The following is an 18,654-nucleotide window of genomic DNA, read 5'->3' as shown; positions in this document are numbered from 1 at the left end:
GCTGCAGGCTGCTTGGCCCGCGCTCAGTCCCACTCCAGGCCGCCGCGCCGCCAGACGTACGCGTAGGCGACGAAGACGGTGGCGATGAAGAGGAGCATCTCGACCAGCCCGAAGATCCCCAGGGCGTCGAAGGTGACCGCCCACGGGTAGAGGAAGACGATCTCGATGTCGAAGACGATGAAGAGCATCGCCGTCAGGTAGTACTTGATCGGGAACCGGCCGCCGCCCACGGGCTGCGGGGTCGGTTCGATACCGCACTCGTACGCCTCCAACTTGGCCCGGTTGTAGCGCTTCGGGCCGGTCAGCGAAGCCATCACGACGGAGCCGACCGCGAACGCCGCCGCGATGGCACCGAGTACGAGGATCGGTGCGTAGGCATTCATGTACCGCCGCTCCCTCCGTCCAGTCGTCCTTGACTGCAGATCGGAACTGTCGGATCACTGTGGGGTGATCCCGTGATCCAGTTCCCGAGATCCACCCCATGTGAGGCAGTTCACAAAGCCTGGATCGAGCGCATCTTATGCCCGTCGACTTGTGATCTGCGACACGGAGTTCAGGGGGATCTTTGTGATCTACGCCACCTCACGAACCGGTCGCAATGGCGACTAGTCGAGAGATATGAACGCAACGAACGCAAATGGTCGCAAAGTGTCATATTCATCGGCGAACCGACTGGTCAGAGCCGTGCGCCTATATCAACTATTGCGCGACCATCGCAAATTTCGGTGCTTCATGTTGACGTGCTAGTGGATCACCGAGAGCCTCACCCTCCCGAGTGGCAGGGGCGGCGTCCTCGCTTGACCTTTCGTTCACAAGCGCACGAAAGCCCCCGCGCGCCGGTCGGCGCGCGGGGGCCTACTCGATCACTGGAAAGCGCGGGGAAAGCTCAGGCGGGCAGCGGTTCCGGGGCGCCCGGCACTAGGACCCGGCGGCCCCACTCGGTGCCCGCCAGCACCAGCAGGCCGCCACAGAACGCGAGCGGCACCAGCCGGTCGCCGCCGAGCACGATGCCGACCACGGCGGCCCAGAGCGGCTCGGTGCCCAGCAGCAGGCTCACCCGGGACGGCGAGGTGGCCCGGACCGCCCACATCTGGACCAGGAACGCGACCAGCGTGCAGAACACCGCGAGGTAGAGCAGGTCGGCCCACTGCCCCGGACCGTACGACGCCGCCAGCGACCACGGGCTCGACCCGGCGAACGGCGAGACCAGGGCGAACACCACTGCCGCCGCCGCGAGTTGGACCCAGGTCAGGGCCAGCGAGTCGGTGTCCTTCAGCGCCCTGGCCCGCGACATCGCCAGCACGTGCGCGGTCCGGACCACGGCCGCGCCGAACACCAGCAGGTCACCGACGGACGGGGCGTGCAGGCCGGCGCCCTGCGTCAGCAGGCCGACGCCGAGCACGGACAGCCCGGCCGCGACGACGAACGCGCGCGGCAGCGGCACCCGGCCGTCGGCGCGGCCGACCAGGCTCTCGGCGAGCGGAGTGAAGACCATCGTGAGGCTGATGATCAGACCGGCATTGGTCGCCGTGGTGTGCACCACCCCATAGCTCTCCAGCAGGAAGATCGACCCCAGGATCCCCCCGAGCAACGCCCCGCCCAGCCACTCGGCCCGCCCCAACCCGCGCAGGCCACGGCGGGCGAATAGCCCGAGCACCGGCAGGACAAGACCGAACCGCAGCACCAGCATCGCCACCACACTCTGCGGGGTGGCCAGGTGCTTCACCGCGAGGTAGCTGGAACCCCAGACCACCGCGACCAGCAGCACGGGAAGGTCAGTGACGATCCCGCGGGGCGCGGCGGCTTGTGAAGGAGTTCTCATACGGGCGTTTCCCTCCGAAGCAGGACGGCGAACCCGTCATCCTCCCGCAGGGCTGATCATGCGATCAACGCCTTTAAGCCTCCGCCTCCGGCACCGCCGCCTGCGCCCCCACCGGTCGGACCGCGGCGCGCTCGCGCAGCGCGTACAACGCGTACAACGCGCCCGCCACGGTGAGCAGGCCCGAGCAGCTGATGATCATGTCGATCCGTCCGACCCGCAGACCGCCCAGGTCCGCGTGGAAGCCCCTGGGCACGCTGCTGGCGAACCAGCCCGCCATGCTCATCCCCGCCACACTGGCCACCTGCTGCACCGGACCGATCACCGAGAAGACCCGCCCGAGGTACTGCGGCGGAACAGCGGCGATCAGCAGCGGTGCGACCGCGGCGTTGAAGACGGCGAGCGCCACCCCGAGCACGGTGACCAGCGCGAGCGCCGGCCACAACTGGGTCATCCGGGAGTACCAGAGCAGCAGAGCCCCCGCCCCAAGCAGGCCCAGCGGGAACGTCCGGCGGTGGCCGAAGCGCTGCCCCAGCGGCGCGGCCATCGTCGCGCCGACCAGCAGGCCGACGCCGAGCAGCATGTCCAGGGTCCCGTACCACTTGGCCGCGACGTGCAGGTTGTCCGTGACGAAGAAGACGTTGACCGAGTTGAGCGCGGCGAAGCCGATCGAGCACAGCACGACGGTGGTCAGCAGCGCCTTGACCACCGCGCTCGACGCCACCGTCCGCAGCCCAGCGACGAGTTCGGCGCCCACCCCCTGGCGCCCGGCGGCCGGCCGCACCGCTCGCGGCTCCGGCCATACGCCGCGCACCAGGGCGAAGGAGACCAGGAACGAGAGCGCGTTCAGCACCAGCGCCCAGCGCACGCCGGCCGTGAAGAGCAGCGGCGCCGCCAGCGGCGGTCCGAGGATCGCGGCGATGCCCTGCACCGACTGGCCGATGCCGGCCGCCCGACCCCGGTCCTGCTCCCCCACCACCTCGCCGATCATCGCGAACCGCGCCGGGCTGAAGAACTGCGACACCGCCGCGCTGAGGAAGACCGCCGCGTAGACCACCGCCACCATGGCACCGGTCGCGACCGTCCCGGCCGGCAGGAAGGCCAGGACCGCCACGCCACCGATCAGCGCGGCCCGGATCAGGTCCGCCGCCAGCATCGTCCGCCGCCGGTTCCAGCGGTCGACGAACACCCCCGCCAGCGGCGCCACCAGCAGCGTCGCCACGGCCACGGTGACCAGCAGCCCGGCGACGGCGGCTGGCGCGTACGAGCGGCCGGCCAGCAGGACGGTGCCGACCCAGAGCGTCAGGGTCGTGTCGAAGACGTAGTCGCCGGTCAGCGAGACGGCCTGACCTGCCGCGAGCAGGCGAAAGTTGCGGTTGATCAGCACCGAGTCATCCTGGCACGAACGCTCGTTCGTCAAATGGCAGTTGACAGGAATGATTCAAGTGCACCGTGGGCACGATGGGGTGGACATGCCACGCTCCCCGTCCCCGGAGGCCCCACCCATGCCCCGCAAGCGTCTCGTCACCGCCGCCGCTGCCGCTGCCCTGGTCCTCGGTGCGACCAGCGCCGCGTCGGCCGCCACCGTCTCACCCGACGTCAAGGCGGCCCCGGCGGCGACCACTCCGGCCGCCTCCTGCGGGTTCACGGCCGCGGTGCCCGCCGACGACTTCAAGGGCATCCCGGTCTTCGACGCCAAGAAGGCCGCCAGGCCCTACAGCGCGACGCTGAAGACCAGCCAGGGATCGATCACCTTCCAGGCGCTGACCGCCCAGGCGCCGTGCACCACCTTCTCGTTCCGCTTCCTGGCCGACCACGACTACTTCGACGGCACCCACTGCCACCGCCTCACCACCCAGCGCCTGTGGGTCCTGCAGTGCGGCGACCCGACCGGCACCGGCAGCGGCGGCCCGGGGTACTCCTTCAACGACGAGAACCTGACCGGCGCCACCTACCCCGCCGGCACGGTGGCGATGGCCAACGCGGGCCCGAACACCAACGGCAGCCAGTTCTTCTTCGTCTGGAAGGACACCAAGCTCTCCCCCGCCTACACCCCGTTCGGCAAGATCACCGCCGGTCTCGACGTCCTGCAGAAGATCGCCGCCGGCGGCGAGGACGACCAGAACGGCCCCGGCGACGGCTTCCCCACCCTCCCCGTCAACATCAAGCACGTGAAGCTCAGCAACTCCCGCTGACACACGCCACAGGCTCGACCTCGCAGCAGCCACTGCGGGGTCGAGCCCAGGCGCTCACAGAAAGTCGACCAGCCCGACTTCTTGGACTAGGCTGCCGCCTTCTACTGAGCGACCACGCGCACACGCTCCCCGAGTCGGAGCGCGTCGAAATGCTCATCGCCTCGGCGGTCGACAGAATCGTGTAGTCGTCGAGGAACTGGCTCCAGGTCACGCAAGCGGCTTCAACGTGGCCAAGCTCCCACTGGGATACGCCGCCTGATCGTAGCCACCCACGCTGTCGTTGCGGCCGTCAGCCCTTGACAGCGCCACTTCGGTTTCGTTCATCCGACGACTGCTGCTGGTCAGCGAACTGGTCAACTGACTCGTCCCGCCAGAAGTCGGCCCCTCCGACTTCCCCTCCCGCTACGGTGATTCGCATGCCAGGGCAGCGGAAGCGTCAGCAGGACGAGGAGCTCACTGTGAGGCGGCCGGGCGTTGGGAAGTCCTCTACCAGACCCAGGACTACGACGACGCGAACGGCCGGGGACCGCAGGTGCGGTCCCCGGCCGGTGAGGCTGGGCTGACGCGGGGGCTAGAAGCCGCAGGCGTCCACGGTGCTGCCGGTCTCGAACTGGGTGTTGCTGGCCCAGGTCGCACGGCCGCTGCTGTTGTAGAAGACGAAGTTGCCGTCGTCCTGGACCGAGGCCCAGCCGCCGGGGGCCGGGTTGCCCTGGCCGAGCTCGCAGACCACGCCGTTGCCCGAGTTCAGCAGCTTGACGTAGCCCGACTGCGACCAGTCGACGTGGGTGACGCCCCTGCCCTCGGAGCCGCTGGCCCAGATCGGCCCGCCGCCGTTGACGTAGAGGACCAGGTTGCCGTCGCTCTGGAACTGCAGGTTGACGCTCGACGAGTAGGTGGACGCGCCGGCGTACCAGTCGGGCTGCGACAGGTTGAAGCCGGCGGCCGTGCTGTCGGCCAGCGCCGGGCCGGCGGCCAGGGCGAGCGCGGAGCCGATCGCGGTGACGACCAGGGCGGCTCGCGTCACACGCTTGCGGGTCGTGGTCGTGGTCTTGGTCGTACGGAACTTTGCCATCACTGAGAGTCCTCCCGTTGGCGGAACCGCGTCGGCTGACTCAAGGACGCGTTTCCGATCCTCGTTCTCTGCTGACAGAACCAGTTCACGTTCCAGGAGCCGGCGCCTCGGGCGCCTTCCCCCTGTGGAAGACCATACGAACTATCGGTATCGCGCGAGTAACTCCCTTGCGATACAAGGGTGTTACGCCATGCCGGGTCAGGCGTTCGGAGCCACCTTGGCGAGGCCGTTGATGATGCGGTCCATCGCGTCGCCGCCCTGCGGGTCGGTGAGGTTGGCGAGCATCTTGAGGACGAACTTCATCAGGACCGGGTGGGTCAGCCCGCGCTGGGTGGCGAGCTGCATGATCTTCGGGTTGCCGATCAGCTTCACGAAGCCGCGCCCCAGCGTGTAGTAGCCGCCGTAGACGTCCTTGAGCACCGCGGGGTACGCGTGCAGGGCGCGCTCGCGGCCGGCGGGGGTGACCCGGGCGTGGGCCTGGACGATGGTGCGGGCGGCGATCTGGCCCGACTCCATGGCGTAGGCGATGCCCTCGCCGTTGAACGGATTGACCATGCCGGCCGCGTCGCCGACCAGCAACAGGCCGCGCGTGTAGTGCGGTTGGCGGTTGAACGCCATCGGCAGCGCCGCGCCGCGGATCGGGTCGGTCATGTTCTCCGGCGTGTAGCCCCACTCCGCGGGCATGCTCGCGCACCACGCCTTGAGCACCTCGCGCCAGTCCAACTCCCCAAAGGCCGGCGAGGAGTTGAGGATGCCGAGGCCGACGTTGGAGGTGCCGTCGCCCATCCCGAAGATCCAACCGTAGCCCGGCAGCAGCTTCTTGTCGCCGCCGCGGGTGTCCCAGAGCTCCAGCCAGGACTCCAGGTAGTCGTCGTCGTGCCGCGGCGAGGTGAAGTACGTCCGGTAGGCGACGCCCATCGGCCGGTCCTCGCGGCGGTGCAGGCCCATCGCGAGCGAGAGCCGGGTGGAGTTGCCGTCGGCGGCGACCACCAGCGGGGCACGGAAGACGACCTCGCGCTTCTCCGCGCCGAGCTTGGCGGTGACCCCGGTGATCCGGCCGGTCCGCTCGTCCAGCACCGGGCCGGAGACGTTGCAGCGCTCGTACAGCCGGGCGCCGGCCTTCTGCGCCTGGCGGGCGAGCAGTTCGTCGAAGTCGGCGCGCTTGCGGACCAGCCCGTAGTCCGGGAACGCGGAGAGCTCGGGCCAGTCGAGCTCCAGCCGGACCCCGCCGCCGATGATCCGCAGGCCCTTGTTGTGCAGCCAGCCGTTGTCGGTCGAGACGTCGATTCCCATGTCCACCAGCTGCTTGGTGGCGCGCGGGGTCAGACCGTCGCCGCAGACCTTCTCGCGCGGGAACTCGGTCTTCTCCAGCAGCAGGACGTCGAGGCCGGCCTGCGCGAGGTAGTACGCGGTGGTCGCGCCCGCCGGGCCCGCCCCCACCACGATGACGTCAGCGGTGCTCTCGACGGCAGTGCTCTCGACGGCGGTCTCGGTCACGATGGGCACACTCCTGAGCACTGCTGCGGGGCACGGGCTGACTTCCCCAGCAGTCTAAGGGTTGCTTACTCCAGGGATTCCGAGGCGTTCCACAGCTCGTTGAAGCGCTTCACCAGATAGCTGACCCGGTCCGTGCGGAGCACCAGCCGGGTGTTGGCGATCACCGGGTGGGAGGCGTGCTCGACGGGCAGTCCGGGGGTGACCTCGTAGCTGAGGCTCTGGTCGAAGACGATGAAGTCGAACATCGGGTCGAGCTTGAGGCGGGGCGGCAGCTCGTTGATGGTCACCAGCTTGACGGTCACTCCGAGCTCGGTCTGCTGCTGGCAGACCCGGTGGAGCTCCTCCATCGCCGCCGGCTCGGGGCTCTCCAGGATGAAGAGCCGGCGCACCCGCACCCCGCGGTCGATCGCCGCGCGCTGCGCCGCCAGGTAGCGCAGGCCCAACTCGGTTCTCCAGAAGCCGACATCGACGGCCGTGCTGGTGGCGTCGATGGTCGCGGTGGCGCTGGCGCACAGGGCGAGCAGCCAGTCGTGGTCCTCGCCGTCGTAGGTGGCCTCGCCGCCCTTCAGACCCTTCAGCAGAGCGCTGAGCCGCTCGAACTCCTTCTGCGTGAAGACGTGCACGATCTCCGGGCCGTCCGCGCCGATCTCCGTCGCGTTGCGCACCAGTTGGGTCACCGCGTCGGTGCGCAGCCGGGAGCCGTCGACCCGGGCGAAGAGCTTGGTCGCCTCGCTGATCTGGGCGAACGAGGTGCCCAGCAGGGTCGTCATCTCGTCGGAGTGCAGGGCGAGTTCGGTCTCCACCCCGCTCAGCCGCCGCTCGAAGGTGACCAGGAACTCGATGATCAGCGTCATCCCGGCGGCGGCGACCGCAACCGTCAGTACGGTGCTCGGCGACTGGTGGGTGACCCGGCTCAGCAGCACCGCCAGCGCGCCCACCGCGCAGGTGCTGAGGGTTCTGCGCACGACCGGTGGTAACCGCCGCGCCTGGTCAGCCAAGGGTCGTCGATCCGGTCGGTTCATCACACTGCCCCCGTATCGGAAAGTAGTCATCAGCAGAGAAGTGCGGCGCCGCTCAGCCCCCGAGATGGCTGCGGAAGGCCAGGTCGACGGCCTGCAGCGCCAGGTGGTCCCGGATCCGCTGGACGGCCCCCGTCCACTGCCGGCTGAAGCCGGGACGGACCTCAAGGCCCGCCCAGAGCGGCGCGAGCGCCGGGTCGACCCGGGCCCCGGGCATCCACAGGTGCAGCAGGTGGTCGACGGCCGGACGCAGCCGGCGCAGCGGATCGGGGCCCGGCAGCGAGCCCAGGCCGCTGCGCTCGATCAGCAGCACCAGCGTGGTCAGCAGCCAGTCGTGCAGCGCCAGATCCTCGCAGAACGCGACCACCGCGACCGGGTCCACCCGCTCCAGGGTGAGCCGCAGGGTACGCAGCGTGCCGTCCTCGATGGTGAAGCGGCCGCCCGGCGGCTCGCCGCCCTCGGTGGCCAGCACCGCCGTCCACAGCAACCGGGTGCGCCGGGACCTGAACGGCGCGCGGCGGTCCAGCACCGGGTGCCCCTGCACCTCGGACAGCAGCCGCTCCGCGATGGCCCCGAGATCGAGCTCGCCGGCCGAACCGGACGCCTCAAGGAACCCGTCGACCAGATCCGTCCCGCGCAGCCGCCCGGCCGGCTCGACGGTCCCGGGCCGGGCCAGGTAGTGCCCCCACGGCAGTCGCAGGCTGCCCCCGGTGGCGGCGATCCGGACCCGCACGGACGCCTGCAGCACCCGCCCCTCGGTGAGCACCGCCCGCGACTGCGCCGTCCCGACGCCGCGCACCGCCCGGCGCGAGGCGGTCGGCAGCGGGCAGTCGACACCGGTCAGCAGGTCGGGCGAGAGGGCCTGCCCGTTCGGCCGCTCCGAGGTCCGCACCCGCTCGCCGTGCCGCAGTTGGAGCAGCTGGACGGCCGAGGTCCGGGGCAGTTCGACGGAGTGCTGCAGCAGGCTGGTGCGCACCTCGCCCAGCAGCAGGGCCGGCGGGTCGACCGCGCCCCCCTTCGCCTGGCCGGCCTTCATCGCTGGTGGTGGAACAGGTAGGCGACCCGGTCGGTCAGATCGTCCGGCACCGGCAGGCGCTCGCGCTCGGCGCGCTCGGCGATCTGCCGCAGCACCGGCTCCTCGGGCGACCACTGCTGCAGGATCACCCGCACCGCGTGCTCGATCGGCAGGAACCGGGAGGCCAGCACCGAGAAGGTCCGGTAGGCGGCGAACGGGTAGGCGCCCGGCGTGAGTTGGACCAGCGGCGGCAGCGCGTCCCAGGACTCGGGGAAGGCCTCGTCGCGCGGCACGGGCTGGATCGCCTGCTGCCCGTGGTCGCGCAGCAGGCCCAGCCGTAACAACTGCCAGACGGCGGCCAGGAACGGGCAGGACCAGGTGCGGCGGCCGTCCTGCTCGTCCCAGATCTCCACGTCCAGGAAGACCGAGTGCCGACGCGCCTCGGTCTCGCGCGGCGCCTGCCAGCCGGTGGTGCTGCGCATCGCCTCCAGCAGGCCGTCCGAGGGGGTGCGCTCGCCGTTGCTCAGCCAGCCCGCCTCGGTGGCCGGCGGCCGCGACCCGTTGCTGCCGGGGGTCGGCGACTGCACCAGGCGCGACTCCACCAGGCGGGCCGGCTGTAAGGCGCCGACCTCGGCGCAGGCCGACTCGCGGGCCAGGTAGTCGATCACCAGGCCGCACTGCTCGGCCTGCTCCAGCACCTGCGGCAGCACCTCGGCCGGCGAGGAGAAGCGGGTGAAGTAGTCGTCGACCAGGAAGCAGGTGCTGACCCTGGCCCGGCCGTCGGCCGACCCGGCGCCGGCCGCCCGGGCCGCGTCCGCCCGGGCCGCGTCCGCCCAGGGCTTGACCTTGCTGAACTGCTCGCGCAGCCGGGCCGGGCCGGCCGCGAAGTCGTCCATGTAGAGGTGGCCCAGCTCCAGCGAGAGGTGGGACAGCGGCACTGAGGCCGTCCGCGGGTCCGAGGAGACTTCCCGGAACGAGGTGTCCAACTGGCTCACTCCTTAAGCGGACTCGGGCGCGGCTTCGGGAACGGACGTCACAGCTGGCCCTCCCAGGCCTGGGCGTCGGTCAGCGCCGCCGCCAGAGCCGAAAACGCCTCCACCGTCTCGGGGTTGGCCACCTTGCTGGCCAACACGTCGTCATCGGTGATCAGTTGCTCCTGCCACTGCAGCAGCGGATCCAGCGGGACCACCCCCAGCGCCCGGGTCGGACCGAGCCGGTACTCGGAGGCCAGCCGGGTGAGGTCCTGGTCGCAGGCCCGCAGCCAGGCCGCCTGAGCCGGTCGCAGCTGGGCGAACATCGGCGACGACGGGTCCGGCACCGCGGCCCGCACGAACCGCACGCACTCGCGCAGCTCCTCCTCGTCATGCCCGCGCGCCGCTCCCGCCGCCATGATGCCGCGGTCGCCGTAGACCAGCCCGGAGGCCGCGATGATGTGCTGCCTGGTCCACCGGTGGAAGACCAGCCAACGGCCGGTCGAGGACGCCAACTCCGGTCTGGCGGTGGCCTCCAGGACCATCTCCGCAGCATAGGATCGCCCGGCGCTGAGGTCCACCAGGATGATGTCGAACTCCTCCTCCAGGCGCACGAACAGCTCCGCGCAGCGCCGCACCGCGTCCTGGCCGGTGACGAACTCACCACCCCCGCGGTCACCCGGCACCAGCACCAACTGCCCGCTCCCCGGCGGCCGGTGGCGCAGGCCCACGCTGTCCGACTCGGCCCAGACGTTGACCCGCTTGGGCTCCGCCACATTGCCCCGCAGGTAGGAGTGCAGACCGGCCTGCTCCACCCCGCGCAGCGCGTCGGGGACGTCGAAGACCGCGGCGCTGGTGGGCGAGCCGAAGTCGAAGTCCAGGTAGCAGACGTCGTCGCCGAGCAGCGAGCGGCGGTAGGCGATGTTGGCACTGGTGACCGAGCGGCCGGTGCCGCCCTTGTCCGAGGTCGCGAAGATCAGCACGGGATCACGGCCTCCACCCTGCGGCCCGCCGAGCGGCGACCAACTCGTCGAGTGCGGTGAGCACTTGGAGGGTCAGTGCAAGGGCGGTGCCGGGCCGGTCGCGAACGATCCGGCGGGCCCGCTGGAGCTGCACCTCGGCCTGCTGGAGCGTGGTGCGCACTGCGGAGAAGCCACCGCCGAGCTCCATCAGCTCCTTGTCGAGCAGGTGTTCCGCCTCGCTCAGCAGATCGGTGGCGATCGTGATCAACTGGGGGCTGCGGATCGGGGTTTCCTTGACCATCCCGAACGCGGTGACCAGGCACTCGACCACCCGCTCGGTCAGACTCCAGGACAGCGCCCCCGAGCCGGGCACGGATTTCGGGAAGACCGCCTCGATGTCGTCCCAGAGCAGTGCCCCGGGCCCGCCGGCGATCCGGCGCTGCCAGAGGTGGTCCATGATCCGCTCGGCCAGCCGCACCAGCCGGTCGTGCGAGCCGGTGTTGCGCGAGAGGCGGCTGAGCTGCAGGCTGCGCTTGAGCAGCTGGGCGGAGAAGTCGGCCACCGTCCACTGCAGCAGCGGACCGAGCGTCTCGCTGCCCAGCAGCGTCAGTTGGACGCCGGGCGCGTGCAGGGAGAGCGCCGACTCGTCCTTCTCCGCCATCCGCCGGGTGGTCCGGGAGCGCAGCGCCAGCTCCTCCATGACGGCCACCGTACGGGTCAGGTCGTCGTCGTTGGCCCGGCGCCGCTGCAGGTCCTGGACCAGGATCGAGGCGACCAGCAGACTGAAGTAGGCCGACTCCTGCTGGTCGCTGGTTCGCCAGGGGATGTCTTCCAGCGGCCAGGCCTCGTCGTCGAAGCGGGCCAGCGCCGACCAGTACTGCTGGGTGACCTCCCAGCGCAGGCGCAGCGCCTGGGCGAGGCGCTGCTGCTGCTCGTCGAGCAGGCCGAGGGTCAGCGTGCGGTCGGAGAACAGGTCGGCGATGCCGTCCAGCGCGACCACCGTGAAGTAGAGGTACGGGGCGGACATCGCCACCCCGGCGGGCTGCACGCCGATCCGCGGGTCGGTCTCGACCGGCGGGGCGTCCTGCACCACCCCCCAGGACCACCCGCACTCGAAGAGCAGGTTGTCGTTCTCCAGGTCGCCGGTGGCCGAGAGGCCGAGCGTGAAGTCGCGGATGGTCGCGCGCACGGGCTTGAGCTTGTCGCGCAGTTGCTGCACGATCACCCGGTTCGGAGCGCCGGTCTGGTTGACCATCGAGCAGAGCGTGCGGCCCTGATCGGAGTCGGCGTCGAAGGTGCTCACCGTGAAACTGCGCAGCAGGCCGGCCATCGCCGCGGTCAGCCGGATGCCGGTGGCGGTCTCCAACTTGGCCGCCCGCTCCCGCAGATCGGCCCGCCGGATGTTGCGGGTGAAGATCTTCAGGAAGCCGAGGGTGGCCAGCGAGAGGGTGACGGAGAGCGAGTAGGCGTCCACCACGCCGAGTTCGCGCTGCTCGGGCCCCATCGGCACCGCGCTGTCGGCGGAGGTCAGATAGGCCCCCGCCGAGAAGCTCGGTGCCTCGTCCGCGCCGGTGTGCCGCTCCATGAAGTCCATCAGCGTGTTGATCACCCTGCGCGGGATCTCCACACTGTCGCCGAGGTCGCGCAGCGCGTTCAGCACGTCCTCCTGCGTCTCGTCCGGCTCGTCGAGACGCAGCGCCGGGATCTCGGTCGCCGGATAGAGCACGCAGAGCAGTTGCTCGGCGTCGCTGACGCTGCTCGGCTCCCCCTCGCCGAACTCCCAGGCCTTGTCAGTGAAGCTCTGGCGCCCCAGCGCGTTCCAGATCTCCAAAATCTGCTGACGTGGTTGGAGTTTCATCCCTCACCCCTGCCGTTCCCCCGCTGTTCCCGACACGTCCTGGAGTTGTCACCCTGCCCGGGAGCCGGCCCGGCCCCGGCCGCTACGGACGCAACCGCCCGAGCGCCAGCAGCATCCCGGTGTAGCCGTCGCGCAGCAGCGGCTCCCCCGGGATCTCGATCCGGCTCACCCGCAGGTCGTCCGCCGCATGGGCGCGCAGCGAGGCGAGCACATCGTCCGCACCGACCCGGCAGGCCGGGAAGCGCAGGTCGCCGACGTCGTAGCCGAGCGAGTTCTCCATGAAGGCCACCGCGAACGGCGCTCCGGGCAGCAGCGTGCCGGCGAAGCGGTCGACGGCACTCTCGAACTCCTCGTGGGCGCTGGACATCGACTCGGCGACGAAGAACATCGTGCCGATCCCGCAGCTGCGCTCGGGCAGGTCGGCGAAGAGGTCGCCCTTGACAACGGTGGCGGCCCCGGCCAGCCGCCCGCGCGGGTCCTCGACCGCCCGGTAGGCCGCGCCCTCGCGCAGTACGGCCCAGAACTCGTCCCAGCCGTCACCGTAGTTGCGCACTTCGCGGCGCAGCCAGGCGACATTGCCCTCGGCCCGCTCGAAGAGCGTGACCTCGCCGCACCACGGCAGCATGGCAAGGGACGGGTAGAGGTTGGTGCCCGCGCCGACGTCGATACCGCGCAGGGCCGAGCCGGCCGGGCGGCCCGCGAAGTGGGCGCCGAAGTGGTCACGCACCAGGCCCAGGATCTGCCGGTCGTCCGAGCGAAGAGTCCGGTAGTTATGGCTCAGATAGGCCATCGAATCAAACGAGTCCCACGGGGCATCGCTGTTCAGCTTGAACTCTTCGCGCATCGGCGTGACATCCATGGCGAGACCCTATATGACACATCGTCAACTGATTGAAGCCTGGCCAACCCATGGTAGCCCTAGGCAGGTTGACGGGATACGGGCATGTTCACACAACAACACATCACACTTACCATGGATCCGGCTACGCCCCATACCGTTCTGCCGGACCGACGGCAACGCGCTACGCGTGTCGGCCTCGCCGGCGCAGAGCCGACGGAAGGTGCAGACGTGGAGCAGTCCGCTCGAAGGAGTGAACCCGTAGCGGGAGCGATCCGACCCGCAGGCCCCGCGGACCTACCCGGGCTGAGCCGCATCGACAGCACCATCTTCGCCGCGGACCCCTACCCGTTCTTCGTGCTGCGCCAGCTGTTCGACGTCCATGGCGAGCACTTCCTCGTCCTGGACTGCGACGACGAGCTGACCGGCTACACGCTGCTCGCCAACACGCCGGACCGGCGGGTCAGCTGGGTGCTCGGGCTCGGCGTGGTGCCGCACGCCCGCGGGCTCGGCCACGGGCGGCGGCTGATGACCGAGGGGCTGGACCGGATGGTCGCCGACAAGGTCCGCGAGGCCCGGCTCACCGTCGAGCCCGACAACACCATCGCGCTGAACCTCTACCACTCGCTCGGCTTCACCGTGGTCCAGCTCTGCGCGGGCTACTTCGGGCCGGGCGAGGACCGGCTGATCATGAGCCTGCCGATCGGTTAAAACCCAGCGACACGCGCTCAGTCGCGGGTGCCGCGGTGCAGCGCGACGATGCCGCCGGTGAGGTTGCGCCAGGCCACCTTGGCCCAGCCGGCCTGCTGGAGCTTGACCGCGAGCTCCGGCTGGTCGGGCCAGGCGCGGATCGACTCGGCGAGGTACACGTACGCGTCGGGGTTGCTGCTGACCTTGTTCGCGACCGGCGGCAGCGCGCGCATCAGGTACTCGGTGTAGACGGTGCGCAGCGGGGTCCAGGTCGGCGTGGAGAACTCGCAGATCACCACCTTGCCGCCGGGCTTGGTGACCCGGTACATCTCGCGCAGCGCCAGGTCGGTGTCCTGGACGTTGCGCAGCGCGAAGGAGATCGTCACGGCGTCGAACGAGGCGTCGGCGAACGGCAGCCGGGTCGCGTCGCCGGCCGTCAGCTGGAGCTCGGGGTGCCGCCGCTTGCCCTCCGTCAGCATGCCGACCGAGAAGTCGCACGGGACGACCTTGGCGCCGGCCTCGGCGAACGGCAGCGAGGAGGTGCCGGTGCCCGCGCCGAGGTCCAGCACCAGCTCACCGGGCTGGGCACCGACCGCCTCGGCCACCGCGCGGCGCCAGGCGCGGGCCTGGCCGAGCGAGAGGACGTCGTTGGTCCGGTCGTACTTGGCGGCGACGTCGTCGAACATCGCGGCGACTTCGTGCGGCTGCTTGTCCAGAGAGGCTCGGGTCATCACGCCCCTATTGTTCACCCTGGCGACGACAGTCCTGCGCGCGGGCTCAACGCAGCGCTCAAAGCAGCGCCCAATGCAGCGCTCAGCGCAGCGCGCGGCGGCCGCCCTTGCGCCGCCGCCGGGAGCGCTTGCCCTGGGTGATCGCGGGCATGCCGTCGGCCAGTGCCTCGGTGGCGAACGCGACCGTCGCGCGGACCCGCCCGCCGCGCACCCGGCTCGCCACCGCCCGCCGGAACCGCAGGATCCGCGCCACGCACAGCGCGCAGAGCAGCAGCGCGACCGGCACGCTGGTCTGCGCCAGCCGGACCCCGGCCGCCTGCGGGTAGTGCTGGTGGCAGACCCGGACGGCGCCCAGGTCGTCGGCGGCGTGCTCCAGGCAGATCGAGTCGCCGACCCTGGCCTCGTCCGGGAGCTGGAGGTCGGCGGCGGTGCGCTGCTGGCCGCCGGCCTGGTAGCTGACCGCGCTGTAGGTGGCGCTGCCGCCCGGCAGCCTGGTGACGACGCCCTGCACCTGGACGGGGTGCGCGCCGATCTTGTCCGCGAGGTCGGCCTGCCGAAGGCCCAGCAGGCACATGCCGACCGCCAGCACGGCACTGAGCACCGCACCGAGGTACCAACCTCGGCCGATCCTGGGAGCGGCGGACGGGGATCGCATGCTGCGCGGTGACCTGACTTCCGAAAAGGCGTGGTGAGGAGCCCGACGCGCCGGGGACGGACGGCTGCAGGACTGACCGGGATCGTAACTGCTGGCGCCCCCTCAGGTCACGGCGAGGGGTCATCAGGACGTCGGCGCACGGTAGGAGTTCGGATACGGATGACCTCGTTGCGCGGCCCTCAGCGCCTGCGGTAGACCAGCCGTCCGGCCAGCACGGTGGCCTCGCAGGCCTGGTCGGCGGGGGTCAGGACGGTGAAGTCGGCCCGCGCCCCGGGGGTCAGCGCGCCATACGGAACGGTGTCCGCGAGGGCCGCCCGCCCCTGCTCGGAAAGGTCGATTCCGGTCACAAAGGCACCAACTTCGGTCAAACCGAGCGGCAGCACCAGCAGACCGGAGCGGCTCACCGCCGTCCGGACCGCGGTGCGCTCGAACGGGCCCGCCACTGCCGTCGTCCCGCGCCCGAGCATCCGCTGCAGCCCGCGCCGGGCGCTGGCCCCCCACTCGGCGTCCGTCAGCGCGCGGGGCGGCGCCAGCGGCTCCTCGCCCAGCTCCTCGCGCGGATCGGGGTGGTAGCAGGCCTCCAGCAGCAGCCGGCCGTGCGGATTGGCCCGCCCGGGCGTCAGCACGCCCTCCCAGGCCCGCACCCGCGCGCCCGGGTGCGCTGCGAGCAGCTGCGCGTACGGACCGGCCTCGGCCACCACGTCGCCGCGCACCAGCACCGCCCCGTCGTCGATCGGCGGGGCGGTGGCGGAGACCAGCAGGGTGCCGGCCCGGTGCAGGGTGAGCATCAGCTGGCGCTGAGGATCTTCAGCTCCGGGTGCGCGGTGCCGCCCTCGATCGCGGTGGAGGCGATGTGCGAGGCCACCCGCGGGTCGACCGGGTCGTTCGCCGGGTCGTCCAGCACCCGGAGGTGCTGGTAGGTGGTGGAGCGCTGGGCCGGCGTGCGCCCGGCGGTACGGATCAGATGGATCAGCTCGGTGAGGTTGGAGCGGTGCTTGGCGCCGGCCGCCGAGACCACGTTCTCCTCGAGCATGACCGAGCCCAGGTCATCCGCGCCGTAGTGCAGCGAGAGCTGGCCGGCCTCCTTGCCGGTGGTCAGCCAGGAGCCCTGGATGTGCGCCACGTTGTCGAGGAAGAGCCGGGCGATCGAGATCATCCGCAGGTACTCGAAGACGGTGGCCTGGGTGGAGCCCTTGAGGTGGTTGTTCTGCGGCTGGTACGTGTACGGGATGAACGCCCGGAAGCCGCCGGTGCGGTCCTGCACGTCGCGGATCATCCGCAGGTGCTCGATCCGCTCGGCGTTGGTCTCGCCGGTGCCCATCAGCATGGTGGAGGTGGACTCCACGCCCAGGCCGTGCGAGATCTCCATGATCTCCAGCCAGCGCTCGCCGGACTCCTTGAGCGGCGCGATCGCCTTGCGCGGGCGCTCGGGCAGCAGCTCGGCGCCGGCGCCGGCGAAGGAGTCGAGACCGGCCGCGTGGATCCGGGTGATCGCCTCCTCGACCGAGACCTTCGACAGCCGCGCCATGTGCTCGACCTCGGAGGCGCCCAGCGAGTGGATCACCAGCTGCGGGAAGTCGGCCTTGATCGCGGCGAACGCGCGCTCGTAGTACTCCACGCCGTAGTCCGGGTGGTGGCCGCCCTGGAACATGATCTGGGTGCCGCCCAGCTCGACGGTCTCCGCGCAGCGGCGCAGGATCTCGTCGAGGTCGCGGGACCAGCCCTTGTCGCTCTTCGGCGCCACGTAGAAGGCGCAGAACTTGCAGGCCGTCACGCAGACGTTGGTGTAGTTGATGTTGCGCTCGATGATGTACGTCGCGATGTGCTCGGTACCGGCGTAGCGGCGGCGGCGGACCGCGTCGGCCGCCGCGCCCAGCGCGTGCAGCGGGGCGGAGCGGTAGAGCTCCAGGGCCTCCTCGGCGGAGATCCGGCCCCCGGCCGCCGCCCGGTCGAGGACGGCCTGCAGATCGGTGCTGGGCGCGGCACTGGGCGCTGCGAGCTCGGACACCTGGGGGCCTTCTTTCTGTCCGGAGAGATGACCGACCCAGCCTACGCCAGGGCTCCGGGCCCCTTTTGTGCAGTTCACCGGGCCCGGGGTCGGCCGCGCCACCGCTCGCTCAGCCGACCGGCGCGAGCAGGCTGATCGTCACATCGGGGGCGAAGCCGCTGTCGTGTCCGACCCGGCGCGCGAACTCGGCGATCCCGGCCAACTGCCGCTCTCCCAGCGAGAAGTCCAGCGCCTGGCTGAAGTACCGCTCCAGCAGCGGCGCGTCGAAGTTCTCCCAGCGCGCGGCCTGCGCGGCCACCAGGCCCGCCTCGGCGAGCGAGAGGTCGCGGGACTCCAGGAAGGCCCGGTGCACCTCCGCCACCGTCTGCGGGCGGCGGTCGGCGAAGTCCCGCCGGGCGGCCCAGACGGCGAAGACGAACGGCAGCCCGGTCCACTCCTTCCACATCAGCCCCAGGTCGTGGACGGTCAGCCCGCTGTCCGGGGTGGCCTCCAGGGTGGCCCGCAGCGCCGGGTCGCCGATCAGCACGGCGGCGTCCGCCTGCGCGAGCATCGCGTCCAGGTCCGGCGGGCAGCTGAAGTACTCGGGGCGCACGCCCTCGCGCTCCTCGAGCAGCAGCCGCGCGAGGCGGACCGAGGTCCGACTGGTGGAGCCCAGCGCGACCCGCCGGCCGTCCAGCTCGCCGAGCGGGACCTTGCTGACGATCACGCAGGACATCACCGGCCCGTCGCTGCCGACCGCGATGTCCGGCAGCACCACCAGTTCGTCCGCGTGCCGCAGGTACTCGACGCAGGTGATCGGACCGATGTCGAGCGAGCCGTCGACCAGCTGGTCGCTGAGCTTCTCGGGGGTGTCCTTGGCGAGGTCCAGGTCGAGCAGGCTGCCGGTCCTGGCGAGCCCCCAGTAGAGCGGGAGACAGTTCAGGAACTGAATGTGGCCGACCCGCGGTCGAACCGCCCGCGCACCCGCCGCGCCGTCCGGTCCGCTACCGCCGACGACCATTCCCGAGCCCTCCACCAGACCAGCCACCACGCGCTCCTTTGCCCGTCCCGTCCTGTCTTCGCAGGGTATGCCCCGCCCTGGTGGCGGCCCCGCCACCCCCTCCCCCGACACACCGTCCGGGGCCTCTGAGGCCTCTGGTCGAGCGCGCGGCCCCGTGCTACCGTTCCACCCAGTTGCAGTTTGATTCCCCTTGCAGTACTTGAAGCCTGCGGAGCATGTAACCCGCGGGCTTTTTGTAGTTTTTCAGCATTGTTGCGAAAAACTCCGGGCCCACTCCGGAGGCGGGGCGATCAGCGCAGCGGACCGGATGCCACACGGTGTGGT

18 protein-coding genes are annotated in these 18,654 nt (G+C 70.8%); 2 read left to right on the top strand and 16 right to left on the bottom strand.

Annotation, left to right across the window (positions count from 1 at the left end; all coding sequences use genetic code 11):
• Positions 1-23: 23 nt before the first annotated feature.
• The 3 genes from P3T34_RS23085 to P3T34_RS23075 all read right to left on the bottom strand — a co-directional run bounded on the left by P3T34_RS23085 (position 24) and on the right by P3T34_RS23075 (position 3,206).
• Complete coding sequence (locus P3T34_RS23085) at positions 24-383, bottom strand: NADH-quinone oxidoreductase subunit A (protein ID WP_030060100.1); 360 nt, start codon at positions 381-383, stop codon at positions 24-26.
• Between the two features lie 503 nt (positions 384-886).
• Positions 887-1,822 (bottom strand): DMT family transporter, encoded by a 936-nt coding sequence (locus P3T34_RS23080; protein ID WP_280667944.1) that lies wholly within the window; start codon positions 1,820-1,822, stop codon positions 887-889.
• Positions 1,823-1,895: 73 nt separating this feature from the next.
• Positions 1,896-3,206 (bottom strand): MFS transporter, encoded by a 1,311-nt coding sequence (locus P3T34_RS23075; RefSeq protein ID WP_280667943.1) that lies wholly within the window; start codon positions 3,204-3,206, stop codon positions 1,896-1,898.
• 118 nt (positions 3,207-3,324) lie between these two features.
• Here P3T34_RS23075 and P3T34_RS23070 point away from each other — a divergent pair, with 118 nt between their 5' ends.
• Positions 3,325-4,014 (top strand): peptidylprolyl isomerase, encoded by a 690-nt coding sequence (locus P3T34_RS23070; protein ID WP_280667942.1) that lies wholly within the window; start codon positions 3,325-3,327, stop codon positions 4,012-4,014.
• Positions 4,015-4,585: 571 nt separating this feature from the next.
• On the opposite strand, the gene P3T34_RS23060 is transcribed toward P3T34_RS23070, so the two are convergent.
• The 8 genes from P3T34_RS23060 to P3T34_RS23025 form a co-directional block, all read right to left on the bottom strand.
• Positions 4,586-5,086, bottom strand: a complete 501-nt coding sequence (locus P3T34_RS23060) for a hypothetical protein (RefSeq protein ID WP_280667941.1) — start codon at positions 5,084-5,086, stop codon at positions 4,586-4,588.
• Positions 5,087-5,284: 198 nt separating this feature from the next.
• The gene (locus tag P3T34_RS23055) at positions 5,285-6,583 is read right to left on the bottom strand and encodes a geranylgeranyl reductase family protein (RefSeq protein WP_280667940.1); all 1,299 of its coding nucleotides are present in this window, start codon (positions 6,581-6,583) and stop codon (positions 5,285-5,287) included.
• Between the two features lie 65 nt (positions 6,584-6,648).
• Entirely contained in the window at positions 6,649-7,548 is a 900-nt protein-coding gene (locus P3T34_RS23050) for a hypothetical protein (RefSeq protein WP_280667939.1), read from the bottom strand.
• Between the two features lie 109 nt (positions 7,549-7,657).
• Entirely contained in the window at positions 7,658-8,638 is a 981-nt protein-coding gene (locus P3T34_RS23045) for an SCO2521 family protein (protein ID WP_280667938.1), read from the bottom strand.
• Positions 8,635-9,603, bottom strand: coding sequence for an SCO2522 family protein (locus tag P3T34_RS23040; protein WP_280667937.1), 969 nt, complete (start codon positions 9,601-9,603; stop codon positions 8,635-8,637). Before P3T34_RS23040 ends, P3T34_RS23045 begins: the two co-directional genes overlap by 4 nt.
• 47 nt (positions 9,604-9,650) lie before the next feature.
• A complete protein-coding gene (locus tag P3T34_RS23035) occupies positions 9,651-10,571 on the bottom strand; it encodes an SCO2523 family variant P-loop protein (protein ID WP_280667936.1) in 921 nt (306 codons plus the stop codon).
• Between the two features lie 4 nt (positions 10,572-10,575).
• Complete coding sequence (locus tag P3T34_RS23030; RefSeq protein ID WP_280667935.1) at positions 10,576-12,408, bottom strand: SCO2524 family protein; 1,833 nt, start codon at positions 12,406-12,408, stop codon at positions 10,576-10,578.
• 82 nt (positions 12,409-12,490) lie between these two features.
• Positions 12,491-13,267, bottom strand: a complete 777-nt coding sequence (locus P3T34_RS23025) for an SCO2525 family SAM-dependent methyltransferase (protein WP_280667934.1) — start codon at positions 13,265-13,267, stop codon at positions 12,491-12,493.
• A gap of 210 nt (positions 13,268-13,477) precedes the next feature.
• Here P3T34_RS23025 and P3T34_RS23020 point away from each other — a divergent pair, with 210 nt between their 5' ends.
• Positions 13,478-13,957 (top strand): N-acetyltransferase, encoded by a 480-nt coding sequence (locus tag P3T34_RS23020; protein ID WP_280667933.1) that lies wholly within the window; start codon positions 13,478-13,480, stop codon positions 13,955-13,957.
• A gap of 17 nt (positions 13,958-13,974) precedes the next feature.
• Here the strand turns inward: P3T34_RS23020 and P3T34_RS23015 are convergent, their stop codons facing one another.
• The 5 genes from P3T34_RS23015 to P3T34_RS22995 form a co-directional block, all read right to left on the bottom strand.
• Positions 13,975-14,667: a demethylmenaquinone methyltransferase gene (locus tag P3T34_RS23015; protein ID WP_280667932.1), complete on the bottom strand. Its 693-nt coding sequence runs from the start codon at positions 14,665-14,667 to the stop codon at positions 13,975-13,977.
• Positions 14,668-14,749: 82 nt separating this feature from the next.
• Positions 14,750-15,322 carry a hypothetical protein gene (locus tag P3T34_RS23010; protein WP_280667931.1) on the bottom strand — a complete coding sequence of 191 codons (573 nt, stop codon included), beginning with the start codon at positions 15,320-15,322 and terminating at the stop codon, positions 14,750-14,752.
• Between the two features lie 179 nt (positions 15,323-15,501).
• Positions 15,502-16,110: a hypothetical protein gene (locus P3T34_RS23005; RefSeq protein WP_280667930.1), complete on the bottom strand. Its 609-nt coding sequence runs from the start codon at positions 16,108-16,110 to the stop codon at positions 15,502-15,504.
• Entirely contained in the window at positions 16,110-17,330 is a 1,221-nt protein-coding gene (gene mqnC, locus P3T34_RS23000) for a cyclic dehypoxanthinyl futalosine synthase (RefSeq protein WP_280667929.1), read from the bottom strand. Before mqnC ends, P3T34_RS23005 begins: the two co-directional genes overlap by 1 nt.
• 109 nt (positions 17,331-17,439) lie before the next feature.
• Entirely contained in the window at positions 17,440-18,330 is an 891-nt protein-coding gene (locus tag P3T34_RS22995) for a menaquinone biosynthesis protein (protein ID WP_280672310.1), read from the bottom strand.
• Between the last annotated feature and the right edge of the window lie 324 nt (positions 18,331-18,654).

The sequence above is a fragment of the Kitasatospora sp. MAP12-44 genome (assembly GCF_029892095.1).
Taxonomy (GTDB): domain Bacteria; phylum Actinomycetota; class Actinomycetes; order Streptomycetales; family Streptomycetaceae; genus Kitasatospora.
The sequence above is the reverse complement of the archived record's forward strand: the minus strand, read 5'-3'. Positions and strand labels throughout refer to the sequence as shown.